Below are 21355 nucleotides of genomic sequence, written 5' to 3'. Positions count from 1 at the left end.
GATCTGAGCAGGTGCATGCGAGAAGGCCGCTCCCCGGAATCCCGGGGAGCGGCCTTCTGCGTACGCGGCCGACTCAGACGGTGGTGATGACCTCGTCGAAGCCCAGGCGCGGGGAGCGGTCGAACCAGGCGTCGGCGCCCGGCTTGCCGATGTTGACGACCATGATCGGGGTGTGGTCGGCGTCCAGGAACTCCTTCTGGATGCCGGCGAGGTCGGCGCCGGTCATCGGACCCGCGGCCAGGCCGGCGGCGCGGACGCCCACGATGAAGTAGGCGGCCTGCAGGGCGCCGTTCACCAGCGCGGACTGCTCACGCACCGGGCGCTCGGAGAAGAACATGTCCTTGGCCGGCGGGAAGTGCGGCAGCAGGCGCGGCAGCTCCTCGTGGAACTCGTTGTCCGCGGAGAGGATCGCGACGAGCGGCGCGGCGGCGGTCTTGGCCTGGTTGCCCTCGGCCATGTGCTTCACGAGGCGCTCGCGGGCCTCGGGGGAGCGGACCAGGGTGATGCGCAGCGGGGTGCCGTTGAAGGCGGTGGGGCCGAACTTCACCAGGTCGTAGATCGCCTGGACCTGCTCCTCGGTCACCGGCTCGTCGGAGAACGAGTTGGCGGTGCGGGCCTCGCGGAACAGCAGGTCCTGAGCGGCGGCGTCGAGAACGAGAGACATCGGAAAGCCTTCTTCCATACATGCGGGGGTGAAGCGATGCCTCGACTCTAAGCCGGAAGTTGTAGAATTTTCAACTAAATCTGCTGGAAGATGACTCACGTCACGTTTGACCGCCCGATCAGGCGTCCCGCTCGTCACCCCCGCCGCCCTCGCGGGCGCCGCCGGCCTCGCCGGCCCCCGCCTCGCGGGCCGCCAGCGCCGAGTCGAGCCGGGCGCGGGCGCCCTCCAGCCAGTGCCGGCAGACCTGCGCGAGCTCTTCGCCGCGCTCCCAGAGCGCGAGGGAGTCCTCGAGCGACGTCCCGCCGGCCTCCAGCTTGCGGACGACCTCGATGAGCTCGTCCCGGGCCTGCTCGTACCCCAACGAGGTATCGGTTTCAGTCATTCCCGTTCCGCCTTATGTGTGCAGTGCATCGAATATGTTCCGTGCTCCTGGGCCGCGGCCGGTTCACCCGGCGTCCGGCCCCGCGACCCGTACGGAGAACTCGCCTTCCGCCACCCGCGCCCGCAGCACCTCGTCCCCCGAGACCTCCTCCGGCGAGCGCACCACGTGCCCGTCCGCCCGCTGCAGTACGGCGTACCCGCGCTCCAGCGTCGCCGCCGGGGACAGCGCCACCACCCGGGCCAGCGTGTGCGCCAGCTCCGAATCGGCCCGGTCCAGCAGGTGCCCCAGCGTCCGCCGGGTGCGCCCCAGCAGGGCCTCCAGCTCGGCCTCGCGGGTCTCCACCATCCGCTGGGGATGGACGAAAACCGGCCGGGCCAGCGCGTGCGTGAGCCCCCGCTCCTCCCGGTCGAGCAGCCCGCGCACCGCCCGCAGCCCCCGGCCCTGCAGCTGGCGTACCCGCTCCAGCTCCTCGCCCACGTCCGGGACCACCTTCTTCGCCGCGTCCGTGGGCGTGGAGGCCCTCAGGTCCGCGACCAGGTCCAGCAGCGGGGAGTCCGGCTCGTGCCCGATCGCCGAGACCACGGGCGTACGGGCCGCCGCGACCGTCCGTACGACCTCCTCGTCGGAGAACGGCAGCAGGTCCTCCACGCTGCCGCCGCCACGGGCCACGATGATCACGTCGACCTCGTCCAGGGCGTCCAGCTCCTTGACCGCCCGGATCACCTGGGGCACCGCGTTCACTCCCTGGACCGCCACGTTCCGCACCTCGAAGCGGACCGCGGGCCAGCGCCGCCGGGCGTTCTCCAGCACGTCGCGCTCGGCCGCCGAGGCCCGCCCGACCACCAGTCCGATCAGCTGCGGCAGGAAGGGCAGCGGCTTCTTGCGGTCCAGCGCGAACAGCCCCTCGGCGGCCAGCGAGCGCTTGAGCTTCTCCAGCCGGGCGAGCAGCTCGCCGATGCCGACGGGCCGTATCTCGGTCGCCCGCAGCGACAGCTGCCCGCGCGGGGCGTACCACTCCGGCTTGGCCAGGACGACGACCCGCGCGCCCTCCGTCACCGCGTCCGCGACCTCGTCGAAGACCTGGCGGTAGCAGGTGACGCTGAGCGAGATGTCGTGCGACGGGTCGCGCAGCGTCAGGAAGACCACCCCCGCCCCCGGCCGCCGCGAGAGCTGCGTGATCTGCCCTTCCACCCACACCTGGCCCAGCCGGTCGATCCAGCCCCCGATGAGCCGGGACACCTGACCGACCGGCAGCGGCGCGTCAGCCGACGTATTCAGACCCATGTGCGCAGGCTATCCGCCCGCGCCGACAGCCACACTGACACCGTCTCAGGGGCCGGCGGTGGTGTCGGGAGCCGGCCGGCCCCGCGGCGACGGGCGCCGCCCCGGCGCTCGGACCCGCCCCCGGCCCGCGGCGACGGGCGCCGCCTCAGCCTTCGGACGTGCCCCCGGCCCCGTCCCGCCGGGTCCCCTGGACGGCCAGGACCCCCAGTCCCGCGGCCAGCCAGACCGCGCCCACCAGCTGCGCCGTCCAGGCCGCCTCGACGATCACCGCGATCGTCACCGCCGCCCCCAGCACCGGCATCACCAGGTGCTTCCACCAGTTCGGCGGGCCCGCCCCGCGCCGCACCACGAACCAGCCCACCACCGAAGCGTGCAGCAGCGTGAACGCCACCAGCGCTCCCACGTCCACCACGGAGACCAGCTGGTCGAGCCCGTCGTCGCGGCGCGCCGCCCACACCGCCGCGACCAGCGTGATCGTCGCCGCCACCAGCAGCGCCGGCCGCGGGGTCCCGTCCGAGGTGCGCGCCAGAGCCCCCGGCAGCCGCCGCTCGCGGGCCATCGCGAACACCAGCCGGCCCGCCGCCGCCTGCCCCGCCAGCGCCGCGAAGGCCGCCCCGATCGCCTTGCTGACCGCGACCAGATCGTGCAGCCAGTTCCCGACCGAGGACTCCACCGCGGTGTAGAAGGCAGGACCCTGCTGCGCCGGATCGGCCGCCAGCTGCGCCGAGGACACCGGCATCAGCAGCGCCGCCAGGTAGCTCTGCACGACGAACAGCACCCCGGCCAGCGCCAGACAGAACAGCACCGCCCGCGCCACCCGCGCCGAGCCCCCCGTCACCTCCTCGGCGAACGAGGCGATCGCGTCGAAGCCGAGGTACGAGAGGACCGCCACCGACACCGCGCCCAGCACGGCCGCCGGGGAGAAGCCCGGCGCCCCGTCCCCGGTCAGCGGCGACAGCCAGCCGCGCTGCGACCCGTCCCGGACCAGCACCGTCACCGCGGCCACCACGAACACCAGCAAGACCGCGATCTCCATCGCCAGCACCGCGAAGCCGACGCGCGCGGCCGCCCGCACGCCCCACAGGTTCAGCCCGGTGGTCACCAGCACCGCCAGCGCGGTCCACACCCACCGCGAAACCTCCGGGACCAGCGCGTTCATCGCGATCCCGGAGAAGAGGTACGCGACCGCCGGGATCAGCAGGTAGTCGAGCATCGCCATCCAGCCGGCGATCAGCCCGGCACCCTCGCCGAGCCCCTTGCGGGCGTACGTGAAGACGGAGCCGGCCTGCGGGGCCACCTGGACCATCTGCGCGTACGAGAAGGCCGTGAACGCCATCGCGACCGTCGCACAGAGGTAGACGAGCGCGACGGCACCGTGCGATTTCGCGTCGAGCGTGCCGAAGACCCCGACCGGGGCCATGGGGGCGATGAAGAGGAGCCCGTACACGACCAGATCGCGGAATCCGAGGCTCCGTCGGAGGGCCGCCTTCGGCGCCGTACCGGGGTCCGTCACGGACGCCATCATTCCTCCGGGGGGCGGTCGGTTCGTACGTTCGCCCCAGTCTGTGCCGAACGGGCGACGCCCGGCCTCCTGGAGACCCCCGTACGATGGACCGCATGACTGCTGCCGCCCCTGTTCCCGCTTCCCGACGCGTCCTGCTCGCCGCCCCGCGCGGCTACTGCGCGGGCGTGGACCGAGCCGTGATCGCCGTCGAGAAGGCCCTCGAGCAGTACGGTGCGCCGGTCTACGTCCGCCACGAGATCGTGCACAACAAGTACGTCGTCCAGACGCTGGAGAAGAAGGGCGCCATCTTCGTCGAGCGGACGGAGGAGGTGCCCGAGGGCTCCATCGTGATGTTCTCCGCGCACGGCGTGGCCCCGGTGGTGCACGAGGAGGCGGCGCGCGGCAAGCTCGCGACGATCGACGCGACGTGCCCCCTGGTCACCAAGGTGCACAAGGAGGCCATCCGGTACGCGAACGAGGACTTCGACATCCTCCTCATCGGCCACGAGGGCCACGAGGAGGTCATCGGCACCTCGGGCGAGGCACCGGACCACATCACGATCGTCGACGGCCCGCACGACGTGGAGAAGGTCACCGTCCGCGACGAGTCGAAGGTCGTCTGGCTGTCGCAGACCACGCTCTCGGTCGACGAGACCATGGAGACGGTCGACGCGCTGAAGACCAAGTTCCCGCTGCTGGTCTCGCCGCCGAGCGACGACATCTGCTACGCCACCTCGAACCGGCAGGCGGCGGTGAAGGTGATGGGCGCCGACTCCGACCTGGTCATCGTCGTCGGCTCGAAGAACTCCTCGAACTCGATCCGCCTCGTCGAGGTCGCCAAGGACGCCGGCGCGCGGGCCGCGCACCTCGTGGACTTCGCGAGCGAGATCGACGAGGCCTGGCTGGAGGGCGTCACCACGGTGGGCCTGACCTCGGGCGCCTCGGTACCCGAGGTACTGGTCGAGGAGGTCCTGGAGTGGCTCGCCGCGCGCGGCTACGCGGACGTGGAGATCGTCAAGACCGCCGAGGAGTCGATCGTCTTCTCGCTGCCGAAGGAGCTGCGCCGCGACCTGCGCGCGGAAGCGGCCTCGCTGGTCGCCGAGAAGTAGCCCGCTTCGTTTCGTACGGTGATCCCATGCAGATCTTCGGCGTGGACATCGGTGGTTCCGGGATCAAGGGCGCTCCCGCGGACCTGGACCGTGGCGAGCTGGCGCAGGAGCGCCACAAGGTACTGACACCGCAGCCGGCCACCCCCGACGGGGTGGCCGGCTGCGTCGTCGAGGTGGTGCGCCACTTCGGCTGGGACGGCCCCGTCGGGGTGACGTTCCCGGGGGTGGTCACCGGCGGGGTCACCCGTACGGCGGCCAACATGGACAAGGGCTGGATCGGCGTCGACACGGCCACCCTGCTCTCGCAGCGGCTCGGGGGACAGCCGGTCACGGTGCTCAACGACGCGGACGCGGCCGGGATCGCGGAGATGACGTACGGCGCGGGCAAGGGCCGCGGCGGGACGGTGATCATGCTGACGCTCGGCACGGGCATCGGCAGCGCGCTGTTCACGGACGGCCGGCTCGTGCCGAACACGGAGCTCGGCCACCTGGAGCTGAAGGGCCACGACGCGGAGAAGCGGGCGTCGGTCAAGGCCAAGGAGGACGGGGACCTGACCTGGGAGCGCTGGGCCCACCGGGTGCAGCGGTACCTGGAGCACGTGGAGATGCTCTTCTCCCCGGACCTCTTCATCATCGGTGGCGGCGTCAGCCGCAAGCCGGAGAAGTTCCTTCCGCTGATCGAGGACGTACGGGCCGAGATCGTCCCGGCGAAGCTCCAGAACAACGCGGGCATCGTGGGCGCGGCGATGGCGGCGCGCGGCTCGGCGGGTTAGGACGGGGCGGCGGGTCGGGCGCTCTCGCGGGTCGGCCGGTCCGGCGGGTCAGGCGGTCCGGCGGGGGAGCCTGCGTCGCGAGATCTGCACGGCCTTCCGTACGACGACGATCAGCGCGGAGACGAGGGTCCCCCCGTACAGCCAGCCCGCGTGCAGGGCCAGGGCGGACACGATGCCCATGACCTCCGCGCCGAAGCCGCCGGAGCCGCCGGAGAGGGGCCAGACCCCGACGGCGAAGGCGATCGGCGCGGAGATCGGCGCGGTGATCAGGTCGGCCGGGCGCACCCAGAGGGCGGTGGCGGCCGAGACGGGCAGGAAGAGCAGCCCGTACGCGAGCAGCGAGCCGCCGAAGAGCAGCCAGGCGATCCCGGCGGCCAGGGTCATCGCGACGCAGGCGAACAGTCCGCCGCCGAGCCCGGTCAGCCGGGGCCGCGGCAGCCGCCGGGCGGGCGCGGGCCGCGGGCGGCCGCCCTGGGCGGGCACGCCGCCGATGGGCGGGGCCGGGCGGCGCGGCTGCTGCCGCTCCGGCTGCTGTCGCTGCGGGTGATCCACCGAACGCGTCCTGTAGTGCTCCACGCCACCACGCTAGGCGGGCCGAGCGCGGTATCGGTGTGGGGACACGCGTACAACGACTGCCACTCATCGGAAAGTAAACTGTCCGGTGGCCCACTCCCGGGCCGCCGCCCCCTCCAGCTACGGGAAGTCGCCAACGTGTCGCTCACGATCGGAATCGTCGGCCTGCCGAATGTCGGCAAGTCGACCCTGTTCAACGCCCTGACCAAGAACGACGTGCTGGCGGCCAACTACCCGTTCGCCACCATCGAGCCGAACGTCGGCGTCGTCGGTGTCCCGGACTCGCGTCTGGCCGTCCTCGCCGGCATCTTCGGCTCGCAGCGGGTCCTGCCGGCGACGGTCGACTTCGTCGACATCGCGGGCATCGTGCGCGGGGCTTCGGAGGGCGAGGGCCTGGGCAACAAGTTCCTCGCGAACATCCGTGAGTCGGACGCGATCTGCCAGGTCATCCGCGCCTTCAAGGACGAGAACGTCGTGCACGTCGACGGCAAGGTCTCGCCGAAGGACGACATCGAGACGATCAACACCGAGCTGATCCTCGCCGACCTGCAGTCCATCGAGAAGGCGGTGCCGCGCCTGACGAAGGAGTCCCGCCTCCAGAAGGACAAGGTCGCGGTCCTGGCGGCGGTCGAGAAGGCCCAGAAGATCCTCGAGGCGGGCGACACGCTCTTCTCGCACGGGATCACGAAGGGCACGGAGCAGGGCGACCTCCTCCACGAGCTGCACCTGCTGACCACGAAGCCCTTCCTCTACGTCTTCAACGTGGACGAGGACGAGCTGACGGACGATGCGTTCAAGGCGGAGCAGTCGGCCCTGGTCGCCCCGGCGGAGGCGATCTTCCTGAACGCCAAGCTGGAGCAGGACCTCTCGGAGCTGGACGACGAGGAGGCCCTGGAGCTCCTCCAGTCGGTCGGCCAGGACGAGCCGGGTCTCGCCACCCTCGGCCGTGTCGGCTTCGCCACCCTGGGCCTGCAGACCTACCTGACGGCCGGCCCGAAGGAAACCCGCGCCTGGACGATCAAGCAGGGCGCCACGGCCCCGGAGGCGGCCGGCGTGATCCACACCGACTTCCAGCGCGGCTTCATCAAGGCCGAGGTCATCTCCTTCGCGGACCTGGTCGAATGCGGCTCGGTCCCCGAAGCCCGCGCCAAGGGCAAGGCCCGCATGGAGGGCAAGGACTACGTCATGCAGGACGGCGACGTGGTCGAGTTCCGCTTCAACGTGTAGCGGCGTCCATACTGTGCGTTAGCTAGTTAGTCAAACGTGCAGGCCAGGGGGGTCGGGCTCCGTTGAGTCCGATCCCTTCTGTATTCCCGTGCTGACTTGGTGCTGACTTGGAATCGCGGTGTCAGGCTGACTGGCCCGGTGCCAGCTTGTCCAGATCGAGGCTGATCTCGAACGGCAGGGATCGCTGGAGCGTGTGGCGGAAGATTCCTGCCGGCGCGTACGAGCTGGTCGGCTCGTCGAGCTCGTAGACGTGCACGGCGGGGACGGTGTCCTCGTCCTCGATGCACCAGTAGTGCCGGATGCCGGCCTCGGCGTACTTGCGAAGCTTGACGGTCCGGTCGCGGTGGGCGGATTCCGGCGAGACGACCTCGACGACGAGCTGGACATCTTCGGGAGCGAACCAGGTGCAGTCAGGGTCGTACGGGGCCGTGGTCACCACGAGGTCCGGTTCCGGGCGGTTCCGGGCATCGAGGCGGATGGTCATCTCCCGGCCGACCCTGAAGCCCGCTGGGGCCTGCGCCCTGAGAGCCAACGTGAGGTCGGTGACGATCTCTCCGTGCCACCAGCGCTGGGGCGACATCATGAATACGAGGGCTCCGTCGATCAGCTCGGTGTGGCGCGGTGCTTCCGGGAGGCGGTCCAAGTCCTCCGCGAACCAGCCTTCCGCGCGCGGCGGGCGCATCCAGTCGGGCAGTTCGGTCATGGCTTCACGGTAGCGGTCAGCAGCTCAGGCTGGGGAGCAGACGATCTCAGCCGGATGATTTTCGGCAACTTTCCACGCTGCAATCAGCCACCTGCCTAGCATCCGGTCATGAGCGACTCATCGGTTCAGATCGCCACGGTGGTCATTTCCGTGGCGGCTCTCATCTTCTCCACGACGGCCGCGTTCTGGTCTCTCGTCTACAACCGGCGCCAGGCGAGGGCGGTTGCCGAGGCCAACGCCCTCACGGAGAGGGCCCAACGCGAGCAGGCGGAACCGTACGTCATCGTCGACATCAGGCCCCGCATCCCTGGTTCGTCATTGCTTGTGCTGGTGATCGAGAACATCGGCCAGACGCTGGCCCGCAACGTGCGCATCTCGGTGAGTCCTCCGCTCCAGACCACTCTGGGTGCCGAGCGGGCCGAGACCCTCAACCGTGCTGTTGGTCGGCGCATCGCAACCCTTCCCCCCAAGCGCCGCATTCCCTTCGTCATGGATGTAGGCCATCAACTCTTCTCCTCGGAACTGCCCAAGGTGTACGAGTTCCAGGTTGACGCGGACGGCCCCTTCGGCCGTGTGGGCACGCTGACCTACACAGTGGATCTTGATGCCCTTAGGGATAGCGCCCTTGAGACCGACTCTGTGGAGTGGAGCGCGCATCAGGTCGCCAAACACTTTGGGGAGACCGTGAAAGCGCTGGGGCGGCAGGCGCGGTCGCTTGACGAGTTGAGTCAGCAGATTCAGCGGAGTGTTGAATGGCAGGACTCGGAGCGCCGGTCGGACGCTGACGTTCCCGACTTGGTGGAACGCGCCCTCCCTGAGATCCCTATGGCGCCGTTGAGTGACGATGGCGATCCGGCGTAACGGTTGTACTCCCGTGCTGATTCTGTGCTGACTCGGCCCGCCAAAAACCACGTTTCCGCAGGTGGGAGCGTTGCGCTATGCGTTCCGCTTCAACGTCTGAGCGGATGAATTGGCGCCACGTCGCTGACGTGGCGAGCGTGCAGGTCAGAAGGGGCCGGACTCTGTCGAGTCCGGCCCCTTCGTCGTCACCGTGCTGGGTGGGTGCCGGATTCTCTGACGTGGGTCAGCGGCGCTCAGGTCTCGTAAACGGTGGACCGGTGTCCCACCTGAACGACCCAGACCAGCAGTTCTCCGTTGCCGATCGTGTAGACGAGGCGGTAGTCGCCGAACCGTAGGCGCCGGCGGTCGGGCCGCGACACGAGCGCGGTGGTGTCGAATCCGAGAGGGTCTGTCTCCAGCTCGGTCAGCTCGGCCAGGATGCGCAGCGCCATGCCGCGAGGGATTTTCCTGAGCTCGGCCTGTGCCTCGGGGCGGAAGACGGTTCGGTACTCACTCACCGCGTGCCAGCGTCTCCCTCATGACGTCCTCGATCGGGACGCCGGGCGCGGGGTTGGCCATGCGCTCGTCGATGATCCGGTTGATCTCGCGCTCTTCCCACTCCTGGTACTTGCGCAGCACCTCGATGGAGACGATCGCGGCGACCTGCTTGCCGCGGCGAGTGATGACGGTGGGCACGTCGTCCCGATCGGCTCGCTCCACGACCTCGGCCAGATGCGCACGGACATCGCGGATGGACTCCATGGGCAGTGGCTGCGTCATGTGCACAAGCGTACCGAGTGTCCCATGTGTACACGATGCCGGTACGCAGCGGCGGGAATCCGCAGTGACCCCTCGCTCGCGCTTGCATTCCCGCGCTGACTTTTCAGCTGTTTCGGGGCGGTGTGAGCTCGTTGATGTCCAGGCTGATCTCGAAGGGCACTGGGCGCTGGAGGGTGACCCGGAAGACCCGTGTTTGCGCAGGCCGGTGTGGAAGCCGAGGGGGTCGTGGAGGGCTCGTGAGCCGCCCCGGAGCCGGGGCCCGGAAGGGGCACGGACCGGGGTGCGGGCGATGGGGTTGGGCTGGGCGGGTGGGCGGCGGGGCTCGTTGACGGGTGGATCTTGGTGAGTAGGGTCACGGAGCGCACGCGGTCTCGACAGCAGACCCGGGGGGAGCGTGGGCGCTCGGGAGGCTCAGGCCGTGACCAGATGGCGATTCCGCACGCGGTTGTGGACCGCGGTGACCACCACCGGCCTGTTGCTGGCCCTCGCCCCCGGACTGGCCGCCGCCGCGCCCCCGGGCGCCGCGGATCCCGCCGATCCCACCGTACGGCGCGACCCCGCCACCGGGCACGCCCGGATGATCTTCAACTCCGGGGGGTACCTGACCCCGCCGTCCAAGCAGGCTCCCGAGCACGTCGCGCTCGCCTACGTACGCGACCACCGCGGGGAGTTCGGGCTCACCGCCGAGCAGGCCGAGGCGCTCGTCGTCGTCTCCTCGTACCCCACCGAGCACAACGGGGCGCGGCAGGTGACGATCGGCCAGAGCATCGACGGGATGCGCGTCCACGGCGCGCTCCTCACCGCCACCGTCGACAAGCGCGGCCGCCTCGTCATCCTCGGGGGCGCCGTCGTGACCGCCGAGCCGGCCGGCAACGTCGAGCTGACGGCCAAGCAGGCCCTCGACCAGGCGGCCGAGGCCCAGGGCGCGGAGCCCCAGCACGCGCTGGCCGGCACCGACAACCGCGACAAGGGCCGGCAGAAGTTCAAGAACGTCTACGCCAAGCGGCTCACGAAGCCCAACGACGTGACCGCCGAACTGGTCTGGTTCCCTACCGACTCCGGCCGCGAGCTGCGCCCCGCCTGGCTCACCGACATCGAGGTCTCGGGCACGTCCTGGTACGAGACGGTGGTCGACGCCGCCGACGGCCGCGTCCTGAGCCGCCAGAGCCGGTACCACCACGCCGGCCCCGAAGGCACCGTCTTCACCGCCCAGCACCCCGACATCAGCGGCGCCACCCGCACCGTCACACCGTTCACCGGCCGCGACGGCTCCTGGGTCGCGGACCGGCTGACGCAGGGCAACAACGCCAACGCGTACCGGGACGAGGACGGCGACAACCTGGTGCCGGACACCGGGAACGACGCGCTGCGCCCGCAGTCCCCGGCGAGCGGCGACCCGAACCACCAGCACTTCGACTACACGTTCAACGACACCTGGCGCACCAACGCCAGCGCCACGCAGGCCAACCTCGACGCCGACGTCAACCCGGTCATCACGCAGCTCTTCTACTACACCAACGTGATGCACGACTACCTCTACGACCTCGGTTTCGACGAGGCGTCGCGCAACTTCCAGGTGAACAACTTCGGCCGCGGCGGCTCGGGCAACGACCCCGTCCTGGCCGAGGCGCAGGACGGCTGGGACCTCGGCTGCCTCGACGACGCCACCCCGCCGAACAAGATCCGCTGCACGAACAACGCCAACTTCGGCACCCCCGGGGACGGCTCCAGCCCGCGCATGCAGATGTACATGTGGCAGCCGCCGGGCCGGCCGTACCGCGACGGCTCGCTCGACGGCGACGTGATCGCGCACGAGTACGGACACGGCGTGTCCAGCCGCCTCGTCGGCGGCGGCAACCTCGGCGACGGCTCCCAGACCGGCGCCCTCGGGGAGGGCTGGAGCGACACGATCTCCTTCCTCAAGTGGGGCGACGCGACGGTCGGCGAGTACGTCACCGGCAACACCGCCACCGGCATCCGCTCGCAGGCCTACGACACGTCCACCGAGAAGTGGGGCACCTTCAACCCCGCCCGCGGCGTGCACCGCAACGGCGAGATCTGGGCCGCGACGATGTACGACATCCGCGAGGCGAAGGGCGTCGCGTTCACCCAGCAGCTCGTCATCGACGGCATGAAGAGCACCGTCACCACGCCGAGCTACCTCGACGCGCGCGACGGCATCCTCGCCGCCGACATGGCCGGCAACGCGGGCGCCGACCAGTGCCTCCTGTGGCGGGTCTTCGCCGGCCGGGGCATGGGCGCGAACGCCGCGTCCAGCGCCGACCAGAACACCGTGACCGCCGACGAGACCGTCCCCGCCGCCTGCCTGCCGACCGCGAAGGCGGGCGGTCCGTACACGACGAACGAGGGCAGGGACGTCACGCTCAGCGCGGCCGGCTCCACCAAAGGGACCGCTCCGTCGGCCGGGAACCTGACCTCGTACGCCTGGGACCTCGACAACGACGGCCAGTACGACGACGCCACCGGGGTCACCACCGCTTTCAGCGCGGTGGGCCAGGACGGCGTCTCCACCGTCGGGCTGAAGGTGACCGACGCCGCCGGCAACACCGACACCGACTCGACGACGGTCACCGTCGCGAACGCCGCACCGGTCGTGACGCTCCAGCCGGTCACCCCGGCCGGGGAGAACGGCCCGATCACCCTCACGGGCAAGATCAGCGACCCGGGCTGGCTCGACCCGCTGACCGCCACCGTCGACTGGAAGGACGGAGCGGGCCCGCAGGAGCTCACCGGCACACCGGAGAACGACCGCCCCGACGCGACGCTGAGCTTCACGGCGGAGCACACGTACGGGGACGACGGGACCTTCCCCATCGAGGTCTGCGGCAGGGACGACGACACCGGCACCTGCCGGACGGTCGACGCGACGATCGCCAACACCGACCCGACCGCGGCGATCTCCGGCGACGGGCAGACCACGTACAACGGGCAGAAGGCCTTCATCGCCCACGCCGGCACGCCGGTCGCCGTGACCGGTGCGTCGGCCGACCCGGGCAGTGACGACCTGACCCTGAAATGGCTCTGGGGCGACGGAACCTCGGACGACCTGGTCTCGCTGGTGAACCCGCCGGCCACCGACCCGGATCCGAGCCCCTCGATCCAGCCGCGCGACGTGACGGCGGCGAAGTCCCACGCGTACCCGGCCGCGTGCCTGTCCACGCTGACGTTCACCAGCACGGACGACGACGGCGGCTCCGCCTCCGACACGGCCTCCGTCATCACCACCGGCAACACGGAGCGGGCGCACAACCAGGCCTACTGGATGAAGGAGTTCGGCGGGCCCTCGCCGAAGCACTTCACGGCGGCGCAGCGGGCCTGCCTGCTCGGCGTGGCCTCGTTCATGAGCGCCGTGTACGGACCGCTGACCGACGCCCAGGCGTACGCGATCCTCAGCTCGGGATCGCCGCAGCCGAGGCCGCTGATCTCGCAGCAGCTGCTCGCGGCGTGGCTCAACTTCGCGAACGGGTCGTACGACCTGTCCACGCCCGTCGACACCAACGGCGACTGGAAGACGGACTCGACCTTCGGGGCGGCGGTGGCCAACGCCGAGGCGGTCTACAACGACCCCGCGTCGACGCGGGACCAGCTGCTGAAGCAGGCCGACGTACTGCTGCGCTTCAACGTGCGTGACGGTGGCTGACCGCCGCCTGGTGTGCCTCGCCGCCCTCGCCCTCTTCACGGGGTGCGGGGGCGGCCGGGCGCGTCCGCCGGAGAAGGGGACGCACGAGTCGGGCGGCAGGGGCGGTACGGACGGCACGGGCGGTACGGGTGAACCGGCGGGCGGTACGCGCGCCCCGGGCGTCAGCGGCGGCACGAGCGCCACGGCGGCCGGCGCGCCGACCCCGGCGCAGGGCCGCGTACTCACCGGGGCCGACGACGGCTTCGCGGGGCGGCTCGCGGTCGGGCAGACGGCCCGCCTGCGCCTGCCCCTCCCGGAAGGCGGCCCGCAGCCCACCGCCCGGGGCGATGCGGTGCTGCTGATCCGCGTCAGCAACGTGACGGGCTCGGGCCACCGCGAATGGGAGCTCCGCGCGGTCCGCCCGGGCACCACCCGCATCACCGTCCCCCGCCCGACCACCACCCCGGCCACCCTGACCCTCACCGTCACCTGAGCGGTCGGTCAGGGGGCCGGTGGGCCCGGGGGGAGGTCCCAGGGGCAGGGCTCGGTCCCAGGGGCAGGGCTCAGGGGCAGGTCTCCGCGAACTTGACCACGGTGAACGCAACAGGCTGACCGGCCAGCCGGGTACCCGCCTTCGGATCCTGCGAGCACACCTTCCAGTTCGATTCCTGGACCACCATCCGGCTCTGGGCCGCGTCCTTGACGGTGATGCTCGTGTTCGACGGCAGTGCGGCACGGGCGACCTTCATGGACTTGCCGGCGAAGTCCGGCATGGTCCCGCCCGCTTCCGGCTGCGGCCCCGGGTCCGCAGCCGGACAGCTCTCTTCGAGCTTCACCGCGCCGAAGTCGAGCGTCGTGCCGGTCGGGACGGTCGCGCCGGCGGCAGGGCTCTGCGAGCAGACCTTCCAGTTCCGGTCCACGGCCTGGAGCCGGCCGCGGCCGAGCGCGTCGTGCGACTTCAGCAGGGCGAACCCCGCAGCCTGGGACTCGTCCTGCGCGCTCTGGAGCCCCTTCCCCACGAGCTGAGGAACGGTGGCGGTCTTCGCCGCGGAGCCGGGGGCCTTGGAGGAGGCGGATAAGCCCGACGAGGCGGGCGGAGCCGGCGTGCCGCCGGAGGCCGCCAGGTCCTGGCAGGCCGTGAGGGCGAGAAGTCCGGCGGTGGTGAGGAGGACGGCGGTGTGGTGTGTGCGCATCCGGCCATGCTCGTCGCGACGGGGACCCGCCGGGTGGGAAATGACGGGTCTGTGACACGCGGAGGGGAAGGCCCTCAGGCGAAGTGGGCCGAGGCGAGGACCGAGCCTTCCGGGGTGAGGAGGCGGGCGCCGGCGAGGGTGGTGGCGTTCACGTCGGTCGTCGCGACCCAGTAGCCGTAGCCGTCCTGGAGCGAGAACGTGCCCAGCCGGGTCATCGTGCCGTCCTTGTGGTCGAGGACGCAGCTGATCTCGGGCATCGGCTTCTCCAGGTCCACCGACATGTACACCCAGCCCCGCGCGCCCGGGTGGGCGAACACCCGGCCCACCTCCCGGCCGCCGGTGACCAGCGCGGCCTGGAGCAGCTGGGCGTTCGCGCGGGCCGTCGGGGACGGGGGCGGCGCCGAGGCCTGGATGGCCGTGCCCGCCGCCCAGCCGCCGAAGCCGCACGCCACGGCCAGGGCGGCCGCCGCGGCCGCGACCCGGGGCCGCAGGAGCCGGGGCCGCAGGAGCCACCGCCGGGCCGCGGGAGCCGGCGCCGGCGCCGGGGCGGGGTCCGGAGCCGGCGGCTGGAGGAGGGCCGTGACCCGGCTCTCGAAGCCGACCGGGGGCTCCGTTCCCGGGAGCAGCCCCAGCAGGTCGTCGCCGACCAGCGCCAGCTGCTCGATGTGCTCCCGGCAGCCGGGGCACTGGTCCAGGTGGGCGACCGCACGGGCGCGCTCCCGGGCCGGAAGGATGCCCAGCGCCAGCTCGGCGTCGAGTTCCCTCAGCTGCTCGCAGGTCATCTCGCTCATCGCAGGCTCTCCTCGGCCCCCAGGGTCCTGCGGAGCTTGTGCATCGCAGTGCGGATCCGCGTCTTGGCCGTCCCCAGCGGGACGTGTTCCATGTCGGCGATCTGCTGCGCGGTCAACCCGTAGATGCCCGCCATCACCAGGGCGCGGGCCTGCTCCCGGGGCAGGGTGGCCACCGCCGCCCGTACGCCGGCCGAGGTCTCGGCCGCGACGGCGTGCTGCTCGGGCGTCTGCGTCACGATGTCGAGGAGGGCGTCCAGATCCTCCGGGGCGACCGGATTGGCCCGGCGGGCCCGGACCGCGTCGATCGCCAGGTGGTGCGCGATCGCCGTGAGCCAGGTCCGTACGGACCCCCGGCGCGAGTCGTAGACCTGTGCGTGCCGCCACGCCCGCTCGAACGTCTGCTGTGCGATGTCCTCGGCGAGCTGGGCGTCGCCCACCACGGCGATGGCCACGCCGAAGACCGTGCGCTGGAAGCGGCGCACGAACGCGACGGCGATCTCGGGATCACCCGTCGCAAGGCCCGACAGCAACGCTTCGTCCGGCGCACGCCCGAGCGGGAGGCCCATTCTCTGCACGTCAGTGGATACGTTCGGCCTCCCCGAATGGATTGATTCGGGTTCGTGCGGAAACACCCCTTCATTCTGCTCCTCTCCCCGCTCCCGCTCCCGTCCGCGCTCTCCCGCCCGCCGCCCGCGGGGCGCGGCCGACCCCGCCGCCGGGGGTAGGTTGCCTGCAGTCGTTACCCGGCGCGGTCGGGAGCAGTCGGGGGGTGAGGGGCATGCGGCGCAGGGCGGTGGCCGAGGCGATCGGCGCGGGCGAGCGGCTGCACGCCGCGGCCGGTGCGCTGCTGACCGACCACCGGCGGGCCGTCGACGCCGTACGGGAGGCCTGGGCTCCGATCCACGCCGACCTGGCCCGCTCCGAGCTGCTGCGGATCCCCGCCGACCGGCTCGCCCACGTCACCGAGGGGCGCCTGCGGCCGGCCGCCGTGGCCGCCATCGAGGCGGCCGGGTTCGACACCGTGCAGCGGGTCCTGGACGCGGGCCGCCACCGGCTGCGCCAGATCCCCGGGATCGGGCAGCAGACCGCCGACCAGGCGCTCGGCGCGGCGCGGCAGCTCGCCGAGGCCGTCGGGGAGACCGTGGCCGTGCACCTCGACGTGGACCGTCCCGAGCCCCGGACCACCGCCCTGGTCGCCGCCCTGTACCCGCTCGTCGAGGCCGGCCCCGAAGCCCGCCGGGCCGTCGAGGCCGCCACCGCCCTGGACGCCGGGCTCGGACCGCTGCTCGCCGACGCCGCACCCGCCGCCGGACGGCTTCGGGGCTGGTTCGCGGGGCGGGAGCGGCGCGAACGGGCCCTCGCCGCCCTCACCGAGATCGGCCGGCGGACCGGGCGGGCCGCCGCCGACGGCGTCCCCGTCCTGCTCGGGCAGGCCTCGGTCGACCTGCTGCGCGCGGCCGCCGACGAGGCGGCGGCCTGGGTCGACTTCGAGCTGCGCTCCGCCGAGTACTACGGCCTGCTCGCGGAGGTCACCGAGCGGCCCGGCGGCGGCGCCGACCCGGCCGCCGCCCAGGGGTTCCTGCCCGAGGCGCTGGCCGAACGCGTCCGCGCCCAGGCCCTCGACGGCACGCACCGCCGCGTCTCGCTGCGCGGGTACCAGTCCTTCGGCGCCCGCTTCGCCCTCGCCCAGCGGCGGGTGATCCTCGGCGACGAGATGGGACTGGGCAAGACGATCCAGGCACTCGCCGCCCTCGCGCACCTCGCGGCGCAGGGGCACCGCCACTTCCTCGTGGTCTGCCCGGCCGGCGTCCTGATCAACTGGACCCGCGAGATCGAGGCGCGCAGCACCCTGCGCGCGGTCGCCCTGCACGGCCCCGGCCGCCACGACGCTTTCGCGGACTGGCGGGGGGAGGGAGGGGTGGCCGTGACCACCTTCCAGGCGCTGACCGGATTCCCCGAGCCGGCCGCCGAGGAGCTGGGGATGCTCGTCGTGGACGAGGCGCACCAGGTCAAGAACCCGCGGGCGCAGCGCTCGCTCGCGGTCGCCGCCTGGGCCGGGCGCTGCACGCACGTCCTCTTCCTCACCGGCACCCCGATGGAGAACCGGGTCGCGGAGTTCCGCAGTCTCGTACGGATCCTGCGGCCCGACGTGGCCCCCGGGACCGGTGAGCTCGACGCGGTGGCCGGATCCAAGGCGTTCCGCAGGGCCGTGGCGCCCGCGTACCTGCGGCGCAACCAGCGCGACGTACTCGCCGAGCTGCCCGGGATCCAGTGGACCGACGAATGGGAGGAGCTGAGCGCGGCCGACCGGGAGGCCTACCGGGTGGCGGTGCGGGCCGGCAATTTCATGGCGATGCGCAGGGCCGCGTACGCGAGGCCGGAGAAGTCGGCGAAGCTGGCGCGGCTGCGCGAGCTGGTGGCGGACGCCGCCGCCAACGGGCTGAAGGTCGTGGTGTTCTCCGCCTTCCGCGAGGTGCTCGGGGCGGTCGAGGAGGCGCTCGGCCGGCAGCCGTCGGCGGGCGGCGGCGGCAGCGGCCTGCTCTTCGGGCCGATCTCCGGAAGCGTGTCGCCGGCCCGCCGCCAGCGGCTCGTCGACGGGTTCGGCGAGGCGGCCGGGCACGCCGTGCTGCTCGCGCAGATCGAGGCGGGCGGCATCGGGATCAACCTCCAGGCCGCGTCGGTGGTGATCCTGTGCGAGCCGCAGGCCAAGCCGACCACGGAGGCGCAGGCCGTGGCCCGCGCGCACCGGATGGGCCAGGTGCGCGCGGTACGGGTGCACCGGCTGCTCGCCACCGACGGGGTGGACCAGCGGATGCTGGAGGTACTGGACCGCAAGGCCCGGCTCTTCGACGCGTACGCCCGGCGCAGCGCGGTGGCGGAGTCGGCGCCGGAGGCGGTCGACGTCTCGGACACCTCGCTGGCCCGGCGCATCGTCGAGGAGGAACAGGCCCGCTTGGGCGCCGCCGGCTGAAGCCCGCCGTGCGAGCGGTGCGTCACAGCCCGCGGACCGAGGCGATCGTGAAGGCCGTCGGCGTGCCCGGGCCCATCGGGCCGCCCTTGTCGAACTGGGAGCGGACCACGAGCGTGCGGCCCGGGGTGTGGCTCAGCGTGGTCGGGATCTGCAGCGACGGGTCCGTGATCGTACGGGTCAGCCGGGCCCGGGTGCCATCGGGGCTGACGTGCCACCGGGTCAGGGTGTTCGTGGTGTTGTGGGCCACCCTCAGGGTGCCGTCGGGCGCCAGGTCGAGGCCGTCGGCGTGGGTGAGGTCCCCGCCCCGGAGGGCGACGCGGGAGATCGCGCCGGTGCGCAGGTCGATGCGGTGGAGGTCGCCCGCGGTCATGTCCACGGCCAGCAGGAAGCGGCCCGCCGGGTCCGAGACGATGCCGTTGAGGGCGAAGCTGCCCGCCGGTGACGGGGTGAGGTGCCCGCTGAGGTCGTACGCCGGGTACAGCGCGCCCGAGCCGGCCGCGAGCAAGTCCGGGGTGACCCGGTAGATCACCGAGCGCACGCTGTCCGTCAGGTAGGCGGTGCCGTCCGGGGTGATGGTCAGGTCGTTGACGAACAGGGGGCCGTTCCCGGCGACTTCGAAGTGGGCCAGGCGGCGCCCGGACGCGGTGTCGTAGACGGCGACCCCGGCCGTGGAGTCGGTCACCCACAGGCGGCCGCGGGCGTCCACGCGCAGTCCGTTCGCCGTGTGGCGCCCGTCGGTGCCCGCGGGCAGGAACACCTCGGCGGTGCGCTGCCCGGGGCGGGCCCGGTAGACGGTGCCGTCGGCGTACGAGCCCACGTACACGGTGTGGGTGCGCGGGTCGGTGGCGATGCCCTCGGGGTAGGCCTTCTCGCCGGGGAGGGTGAACGCGGTGGAGATCAGGCCGCCGGCCGGTGACGCGGGTGACGCGGACGGTACGGCCGCTGCGGCCGCTGCGGCGGCCGGGGTCGCCTGCGAGGCGTGCGCCGCCGGGATCGCTCCCAGCGTGAGAGCCGTGGTCAGGGTCAGGAGCGTCGCGGGCAGGAGCTTCTTCAGCACGGCAGGTGTCCTCTTTCATCTGGGTGAGCACGAAGATATGTTAGAGCTCTAATGCATGCAAGGGCCTTAGGATGCAGCAATGACCTCCATGCCTCCCGGGGAGCGCATCGGCTCGCACGTCAAGCGCGCCGAACAGGCGCTCCTCGCGGCCAAGAACGCCGCGCTCAAGCCGGCCGCGGTAACGGTTCCGCAGTACGCCGCCCTGCTCTGGCTCTCCGAGAAGCCCGGGATCTCGGCCGCCGCGCTCGCCCGCCTGTGCGGGGTGACCCCGCCGACGATGAACACCGTGCTGAAGAACCTCCAGGAGCGCGGGCTCATCGAGCGGACCCCGCACGAATGGCACCGCAACGTGCTCGAGACCCGGCTCACGGAAGAGGGCCGGGCCGCGATGGAGCTCGCCGACGCCGGTGCCGTACGGGTGGAGCGGGCGCTCGCCGCCGCGTTCTCGGCGCAGGAGCGGGAGCAGCTGATCGGCCTGCTCGGGCGGTGCGCCGAGGTGCTCGACGCCCAGAGGTGAGGTCTGATCCGCGCATCAGACCCGACGCAGTACCCAGCCGCTCTGTCCCGCCCGGGGCAGCGATGACCGTTCGGAGCCACGTTCGTGCACCAGTCCCCGCCCGCCAGACGCTCCCGCCGCGCGAGGTGGATATCCGCCGCCGTGGCCTTCGCGCTCCTGTTCGGCGGCGCCGGCTCCGCCGCCTGGAAGCTCGACTGGTTCTCCGGCAGCGGTGGGTCCGTGAGCTTCGGCAAGGCCCCGGCCCCCGCGTCCGCCCCGGCCGCACCCGGCGCGGGCGAGCCCTCCCCGGGTGCGCCGTCGCCCTCCGCCTCGCCCGGCGGTGATCCGGACGTACTGCTGCCGACCGGTCCGAGGTCCGACTTCAGGCAGACCGCCGAGCTGGACGACGGCACGGTCATCGCCAAGGCCCGTCTCGCGGGCGCGAAGTCGGGGTTCGAGGGCGACGTCTGGGTCTGGACTCCGAAGGAGTACGGCGAGGCGGAGTACGAGAAGAGCGCCTTCCCGGTGCTCATCGCGCTTCCGGGCGGCAACGGCTTCCCGAGCAACTACTGGTCCGACCGCAGCCTCGGCCTCCAGAAGGCCATCGGCGAGGGCGTCCGGGCCGGCACCAGCCTGCCGTTCATCGTGGTCATGCCGGTGCTCAACCCGGACAGCAAGTACTACTACGACGGCGCCGACATCCCCGGCCAGCCCAAGATGGGCACCTGGATCGCCGAGGACGTACCCGCCTTCGCCAAGGCCAACTTCCGTACGTACAAGTCCCGCGACGGCTGGGCCTTCATGGGCTCCTCCTCGGGCGCCTTCGTCGGCATGAAGACCGTCCTGCAGTACCCGGACCGGTTCAAGGCCGTGATCGCCAGCGGCGGCGAGATCGTGCCCGACTCACCGCTCTGGAAGGGCCACCAGGCGGAGATGGACGCGAACAACCCCGAGCGGCTCGCGCAGAAGCTGATCGACACGGGCGGCCCCGAGGTCTTCATCAACTTCCAGATCGGCACCAAGGAGTCCGGGAGGGAGCGGATGGTCAAGTTCCAGCAGTCGTACGGCAAGGGCCCCGTGAAGATGACCATCCGCGACATCCAGAACGGCGAGCACAACGGCTGGCACTACGTCCGGGGCATGAAGGAAGGCTCCCTGGAGTGGATCAGCAAGGTCCTGAAGGCGCCGCAGCCCGCCACGGGCTGACCGCCGCGCCCCGGCCGGCCGCCCCGCCCCCCGGCAGCCCGGCCCCGTGCCCGGCTGACCGGCCCGTACGCACGGAGCCGCGGACCGGCGTGGCACGCACCACGTCCCACCGGTCCCAGGCAACCCATCCGATCGTTGACACCTCTGTAAGGGGTGAAGGGG

The 21355-nt window shown here is 71.9% G+C and carries 21 protein-coding genes; 9 read left to right on the top strand and 12 right to left on the bottom strand.

From position 1 onward, the window contains the following. Positions 1–73: 73 nt before the first annotated feature. The 4 genes from K7B10_RS16050 to K7B10_RS16035 all read right to left on the bottom strand — a co-directional run bounded on the left by K7B10_RS16050 (position 74) and on the right by K7B10_RS16035 (position 3852). Positions 74–664, bottom strand: coding sequence for a malonic semialdehyde reductase (locus tag K7B10_RS16050; protein WP_229336694.1), 591 nt, complete (start codon positions 662–664; stop codon positions 74–76). Between the two features lie 118 nt (positions 665–782). Continuing rightward, positions 783–1046 carry an exodeoxyribonuclease VII small subunit gene (locus tag K7B10_RS16045; protein WP_229336693.1) on the bottom strand — a complete coding sequence of 88 codons (264 nt, stop codon included), beginning with the start codon at positions 1044–1046 and terminating at the stop codon, positions 783–785. 63 nt (positions 1047–1109) lie between these two features. Next, positions 1110–2330, bottom strand: coding sequence for an exodeoxyribonuclease VII large subunit (gene xseA, locus K7B10_RS16040; RefSeq protein ID WP_229336692.1), 1221 nt, complete (start codon positions 2328–2330; stop codon positions 1110–1112). 145 nt (positions 2331–2475) lie between these two features. After that, positions 2476–3852 carry an APC family permease gene (locus K7B10_RS16035; RefSeq protein ID WP_229345114.1) on the bottom strand — a complete coding sequence of 459 codons (1377 nt, stop codon included), beginning with the start codon at positions 3850–3852 and terminating at the stop codon, positions 2476–2478. Between the two features lie 86 nt (positions 3853–3938). On the opposite strand from K7B10_RS16035, the gene K7B10_RS16030 reads away from it, so the two are divergent. Both K7B10_RS16030 and ppgK read left to right on the top strand, forming a co-directional pair. Further along, positions 3939–4943, top strand: a complete 1005-nt coding sequence (locus K7B10_RS16030; RefSeq protein ID WP_229336691.1) for a 4-hydroxy-3-methylbut-2-enyl diphosphate reductase — start codon at positions 3939–3941, stop codon at positions 4941–4943. 26 nt (positions 4944–4969) lie between these two features. Further along, positions 4970–5716 (top strand): polyphosphate--glucose phosphotransferase, encoded by a 747-nt coding sequence (ppgK, locus tag K7B10_RS16025; RefSeq protein WP_229336690.1) that lies wholly within the window; start codon positions 4970–4972, stop codon positions 5714–5716. A 48-nt stretch (positions 5717–5764) separates the two neighbouring features. On the opposite strand, the gene K7B10_RS16020 is transcribed toward ppgK, so the two are convergent. Continuing rightward, positions 5765–6292, bottom strand: a complete 528-nt coding sequence (locus K7B10_RS16020) for a DUF6542 domain-containing protein (protein WP_308284589.1) — start codon at positions 6290–6292, stop codon at positions 5765–5767. Positions 6293–6427: 135 nt separating this feature from the next. On the opposite strand from K7B10_RS16020, the gene ychF reads away from it, so the two are divergent. Continuing rightward, positions 6428–7516 (top strand): redox-regulated ATPase YchF, encoded by a 1089-nt coding sequence (gene ychF / locus K7B10_RS16015; protein ID WP_229336689.1) that lies wholly within the window; start codon positions 6428–6430, stop codon positions 7514–7516. A gap of 121 nt (positions 7517–7637) precedes the next feature. Here ychF and K7B10_RS16010 read toward each other — a convergent pair whose 3' ends face one another. Next, entirely contained in the window at positions 7638–8219 is a 582-nt protein-coding gene (locus tag K7B10_RS16010; RefSeq protein ID WP_229336688.1) for a Uma2 family endonuclease, read from the bottom strand. Positions 8220–8327: 108 nt separating this feature from the next. Here K7B10_RS16010 and K7B10_RS16005 point away from each other — a divergent pair, with 108 nt between their 5' ends. After that, positions 8328–9080, top strand: coding sequence for a DUF8453 domain-containing protein (locus tag K7B10_RS16005; protein ID WP_229336687.1), 753 nt, complete (start codon positions 8328–8330; stop codon positions 9078–9080). 233 nt (positions 9081–9313) lie between these two features. Here the strand turns inward: K7B10_RS16005 and K7B10_RS16000 are convergent, their stop codons facing one another. Further along, entirely contained in the window at positions 9314–9577 is a 264-nt protein-coding gene (locus tag K7B10_RS16000) for a type II toxin-antitoxin system RelE family toxin (protein ID WP_229336686.1), read from the bottom strand. Then, positions 9570–9839: a type II toxin-antitoxin system Phd/YefM family antitoxin gene (locus tag K7B10_RS15995; protein ID WP_229336685.1), complete on the bottom strand. Its 270-nt coding sequence runs from the start codon at positions 9837–9839 to the stop codon at positions 9570–9572. The genes K7B10_RS16000 and K7B10_RS15995 overlap by 8 nt, the downstream gene beginning before the upstream one ends. A 418-nt stretch (positions 9840–10257) precedes the next feature. Between K7B10_RS15995 and K7B10_RS15990 the strand changes: the two genes are divergently transcribed. Beyond that, positions 10258–13500 carry a M36 family metallopeptidase gene (locus K7B10_RS15990; protein ID WP_229336684.1) on the top strand — a complete coding sequence of 1081 codons (3243 nt, stop codon included), beginning with the start codon at positions 10258–10260 and terminating at the stop codon, positions 13498–13500. Next, on the top strand, positions 13493–13972 hold the full coding sequence (locus tag K7B10_RS15985) for a hypothetical protein (protein WP_229336683.1): 480 nt from the start codon (positions 13493–13495) through the stop codon (positions 13970–13972). The genes K7B10_RS15990 and K7B10_RS15985 overlap by 8 nt, the downstream gene beginning before the upstream one ends. A 70-nt stretch (positions 13973–14042) precedes the next feature. On the opposite strand, the gene K7B10_RS15980 is transcribed toward K7B10_RS15985, so the two are convergent. The 3 genes from K7B10_RS15980 to K7B10_RS15970 all read right to left on the bottom strand — a co-directional run bounded on the left by K7B10_RS15980 (position 14043) and on the right by K7B10_RS15970 (position 16029). Beyond that, positions 14043–14672 (bottom strand): PASTA domain-containing protein, encoded by a 630-nt coding sequence (locus K7B10_RS15980; RefSeq protein WP_229336682.1) that lies wholly within the window; start codon positions 14670–14672, stop codon positions 14043–14045. A 74-nt stretch (positions 14673–14746) separates the two neighbouring features. Beyond that, the gene (locus tag K7B10_RS15975; RefSeq protein WP_229336681.1) at positions 14747–15463 is read right to left on the bottom strand and encodes an anti-sigma factor family protein; all 717 of its coding nucleotides are present in this window, start codon (positions 15461–15463) and stop codon (positions 14747–14749) included. Further along, positions 15460–16029, bottom strand: a complete 570-nt coding sequence (locus tag K7B10_RS15970) for an RNA polymerase sigma factor (RefSeq protein WP_229336680.1) — start codon at positions 16027–16029, stop codon at positions 15460–15462. Before K7B10_RS15970 ends, K7B10_RS15975 begins: the two co-directional genes overlap by 4 nt. Positions 16030–16241: 212 nt before the next feature. Between K7B10_RS15970 and K7B10_RS15965 the strand changes: the two genes are divergently transcribed. Continuing rightward, on the top strand, positions 16242–18434 hold the full coding sequence (locus K7B10_RS15965; protein ID WP_229336679.1) for a DEAD/DEAH box helicase: 2193 nt from the start codon (positions 16242–16244) through the stop codon (positions 18432–18434). 22 nt (positions 18435–18456) lie between these two features. On the opposite strand, the gene K7B10_RS15960 is transcribed toward K7B10_RS15965, so the two are convergent. Beyond that, entirely contained in the window at positions 18457–19491 is a 1035-nt protein-coding gene (locus K7B10_RS15960) for an SMP-30/gluconolactonase/LRE family protein (protein WP_229336678.1), read from the bottom strand. A gap of 79 nt (positions 19492–19570) precedes the next feature. On the opposite strand from K7B10_RS15960, the gene K7B10_RS15955 reads away from it, so the two are divergent. Both K7B10_RS15955 and K7B10_RS15950 read left to right on the top strand, forming a co-directional pair. After that, a complete protein-coding gene (locus K7B10_RS15955) occupies positions 19571–20008 on the top strand; it encodes a MarR family winged helix-turn-helix transcriptional regulator (RefSeq protein ID WP_229336677.1) in 438 nt (145 codons plus the stop codon). 141 nt (positions 20009–20149) lie between these two features. Then, the gene (locus K7B10_RS15950; protein WP_308284588.1) at positions 20150–21193 is read left to right on the top strand and encodes an alpha/beta hydrolase; all 1044 of its coding nucleotides are present in this window, start codon (positions 20150–20152) and stop codon (positions 21191–21193) included. Positions 21194–21355: the final 162 nt, after the last annotated feature.

The organism is Streptomyces flavotricini, assembly GCF_020639365.1.
Classification (GTDB): Bacteria; Actinomycetota; Actinomycetes; order Streptomycetales; family Streptomycetaceae; genus Streptomyces; species Streptomyces flavotricini.
The sequence above is the reverse complement of the archived record's forward strand: the minus strand, read 5'-3'. Positions and strand labels throughout refer to the sequence as shown.

Coding starts and splice junctions, on each gene's coding strand:
- K7B10_RS16050 (WP_229336694.1), bottom strand. CDS start 664: ATGTCTCTCGTTCTCGACGCCGCCGCTCAGGACCTGCTGTTCCGCGAG.
- K7B10_RS16045 (WP_229336693.1), bottom strand. CDS start 1,046: ATGACTGAAACCGATACCTCGTTGGGGTACGAGCAGGCCCGGGACGAG.
- xseA (WP_229336692.1), bottom strand. CDS start 2,330: ATGGGTCTGAATACGTCGGCTGACGCGCCGCTGCCGGTCGGTCAGGTG.
- K7B10_RS16035 (WP_229345114.1), bottom strand. CDS start 3,852: ATGGCGTCCGTGACGGACCCCGGTACGGCGCCGAAGGCGGCCCTCCGA.
- K7B10_RS16030 (WP_229336691.1), top strand. CDS start 3,939: ATGGACCGCATGACTGCTGCCGCCCCTGTTCCCGCTTCCCGACGCGTC.
- ppgK (WP_229336690.1), top strand. CDS start 4,970: ATGCAGATCTTCGGCGTGGACATCGGTGGTTCCGGGATCAAGGGCGCT.
- K7B10_RS16010 (WP_229336688.1), bottom strand. CDS start 8,219: ATGACCGAACTGCCCGACTGGATGCGCCCGCCGCGCGCGGAAGGCTGG.
- K7B10_RS16005 (WP_229336687.1), top strand. CDS start 8,328: ATGAGCGACTCATCGGTTCAGATCGCCACGGTGGTCATTTCCGTGGCG.
- K7B10_RS15995 (WP_229336685.1), bottom strand. CDS start 9,839: ATGACGCAGCCACTGCCCATGGAGTCCATCCGCGATGTCCGTGCGCAT.
- K7B10_RS15980 (WP_229336682.1), bottom strand. CDS start 14,672: ATGCGCACACACCACACCGCCGTCCTCCTCACCACCGCCGGACTTCTC.
- K7B10_RS15975 (WP_229336681.1), bottom strand. CDS start 15,463: ATGAGCGAGATGACCTGCGAGCAGCTGAGGGAACTCGACGCCGAGCTG.
- K7B10_RS15970 (WP_229336680.1), bottom strand. CDS start 16,029: ATGGGCCTCCCGCTCGGGCGTGCGCCGGACGAAGCGTTGCTGTCGGGC.
- K7B10_RS15965 (WP_229336679.1), top strand. CDS start 16,242: ATGCGGCGCAGGGCGGTGGCCGAGGCGATCGGCGCGGGCGAGCGGCTG.
- K7B10_RS15955 (WP_229336677.1), top strand. CDS start 19,571: ATGACCTCCATGCCTCCCGGGGAGCGCATCGGCTCGCACGTCAAGCGC.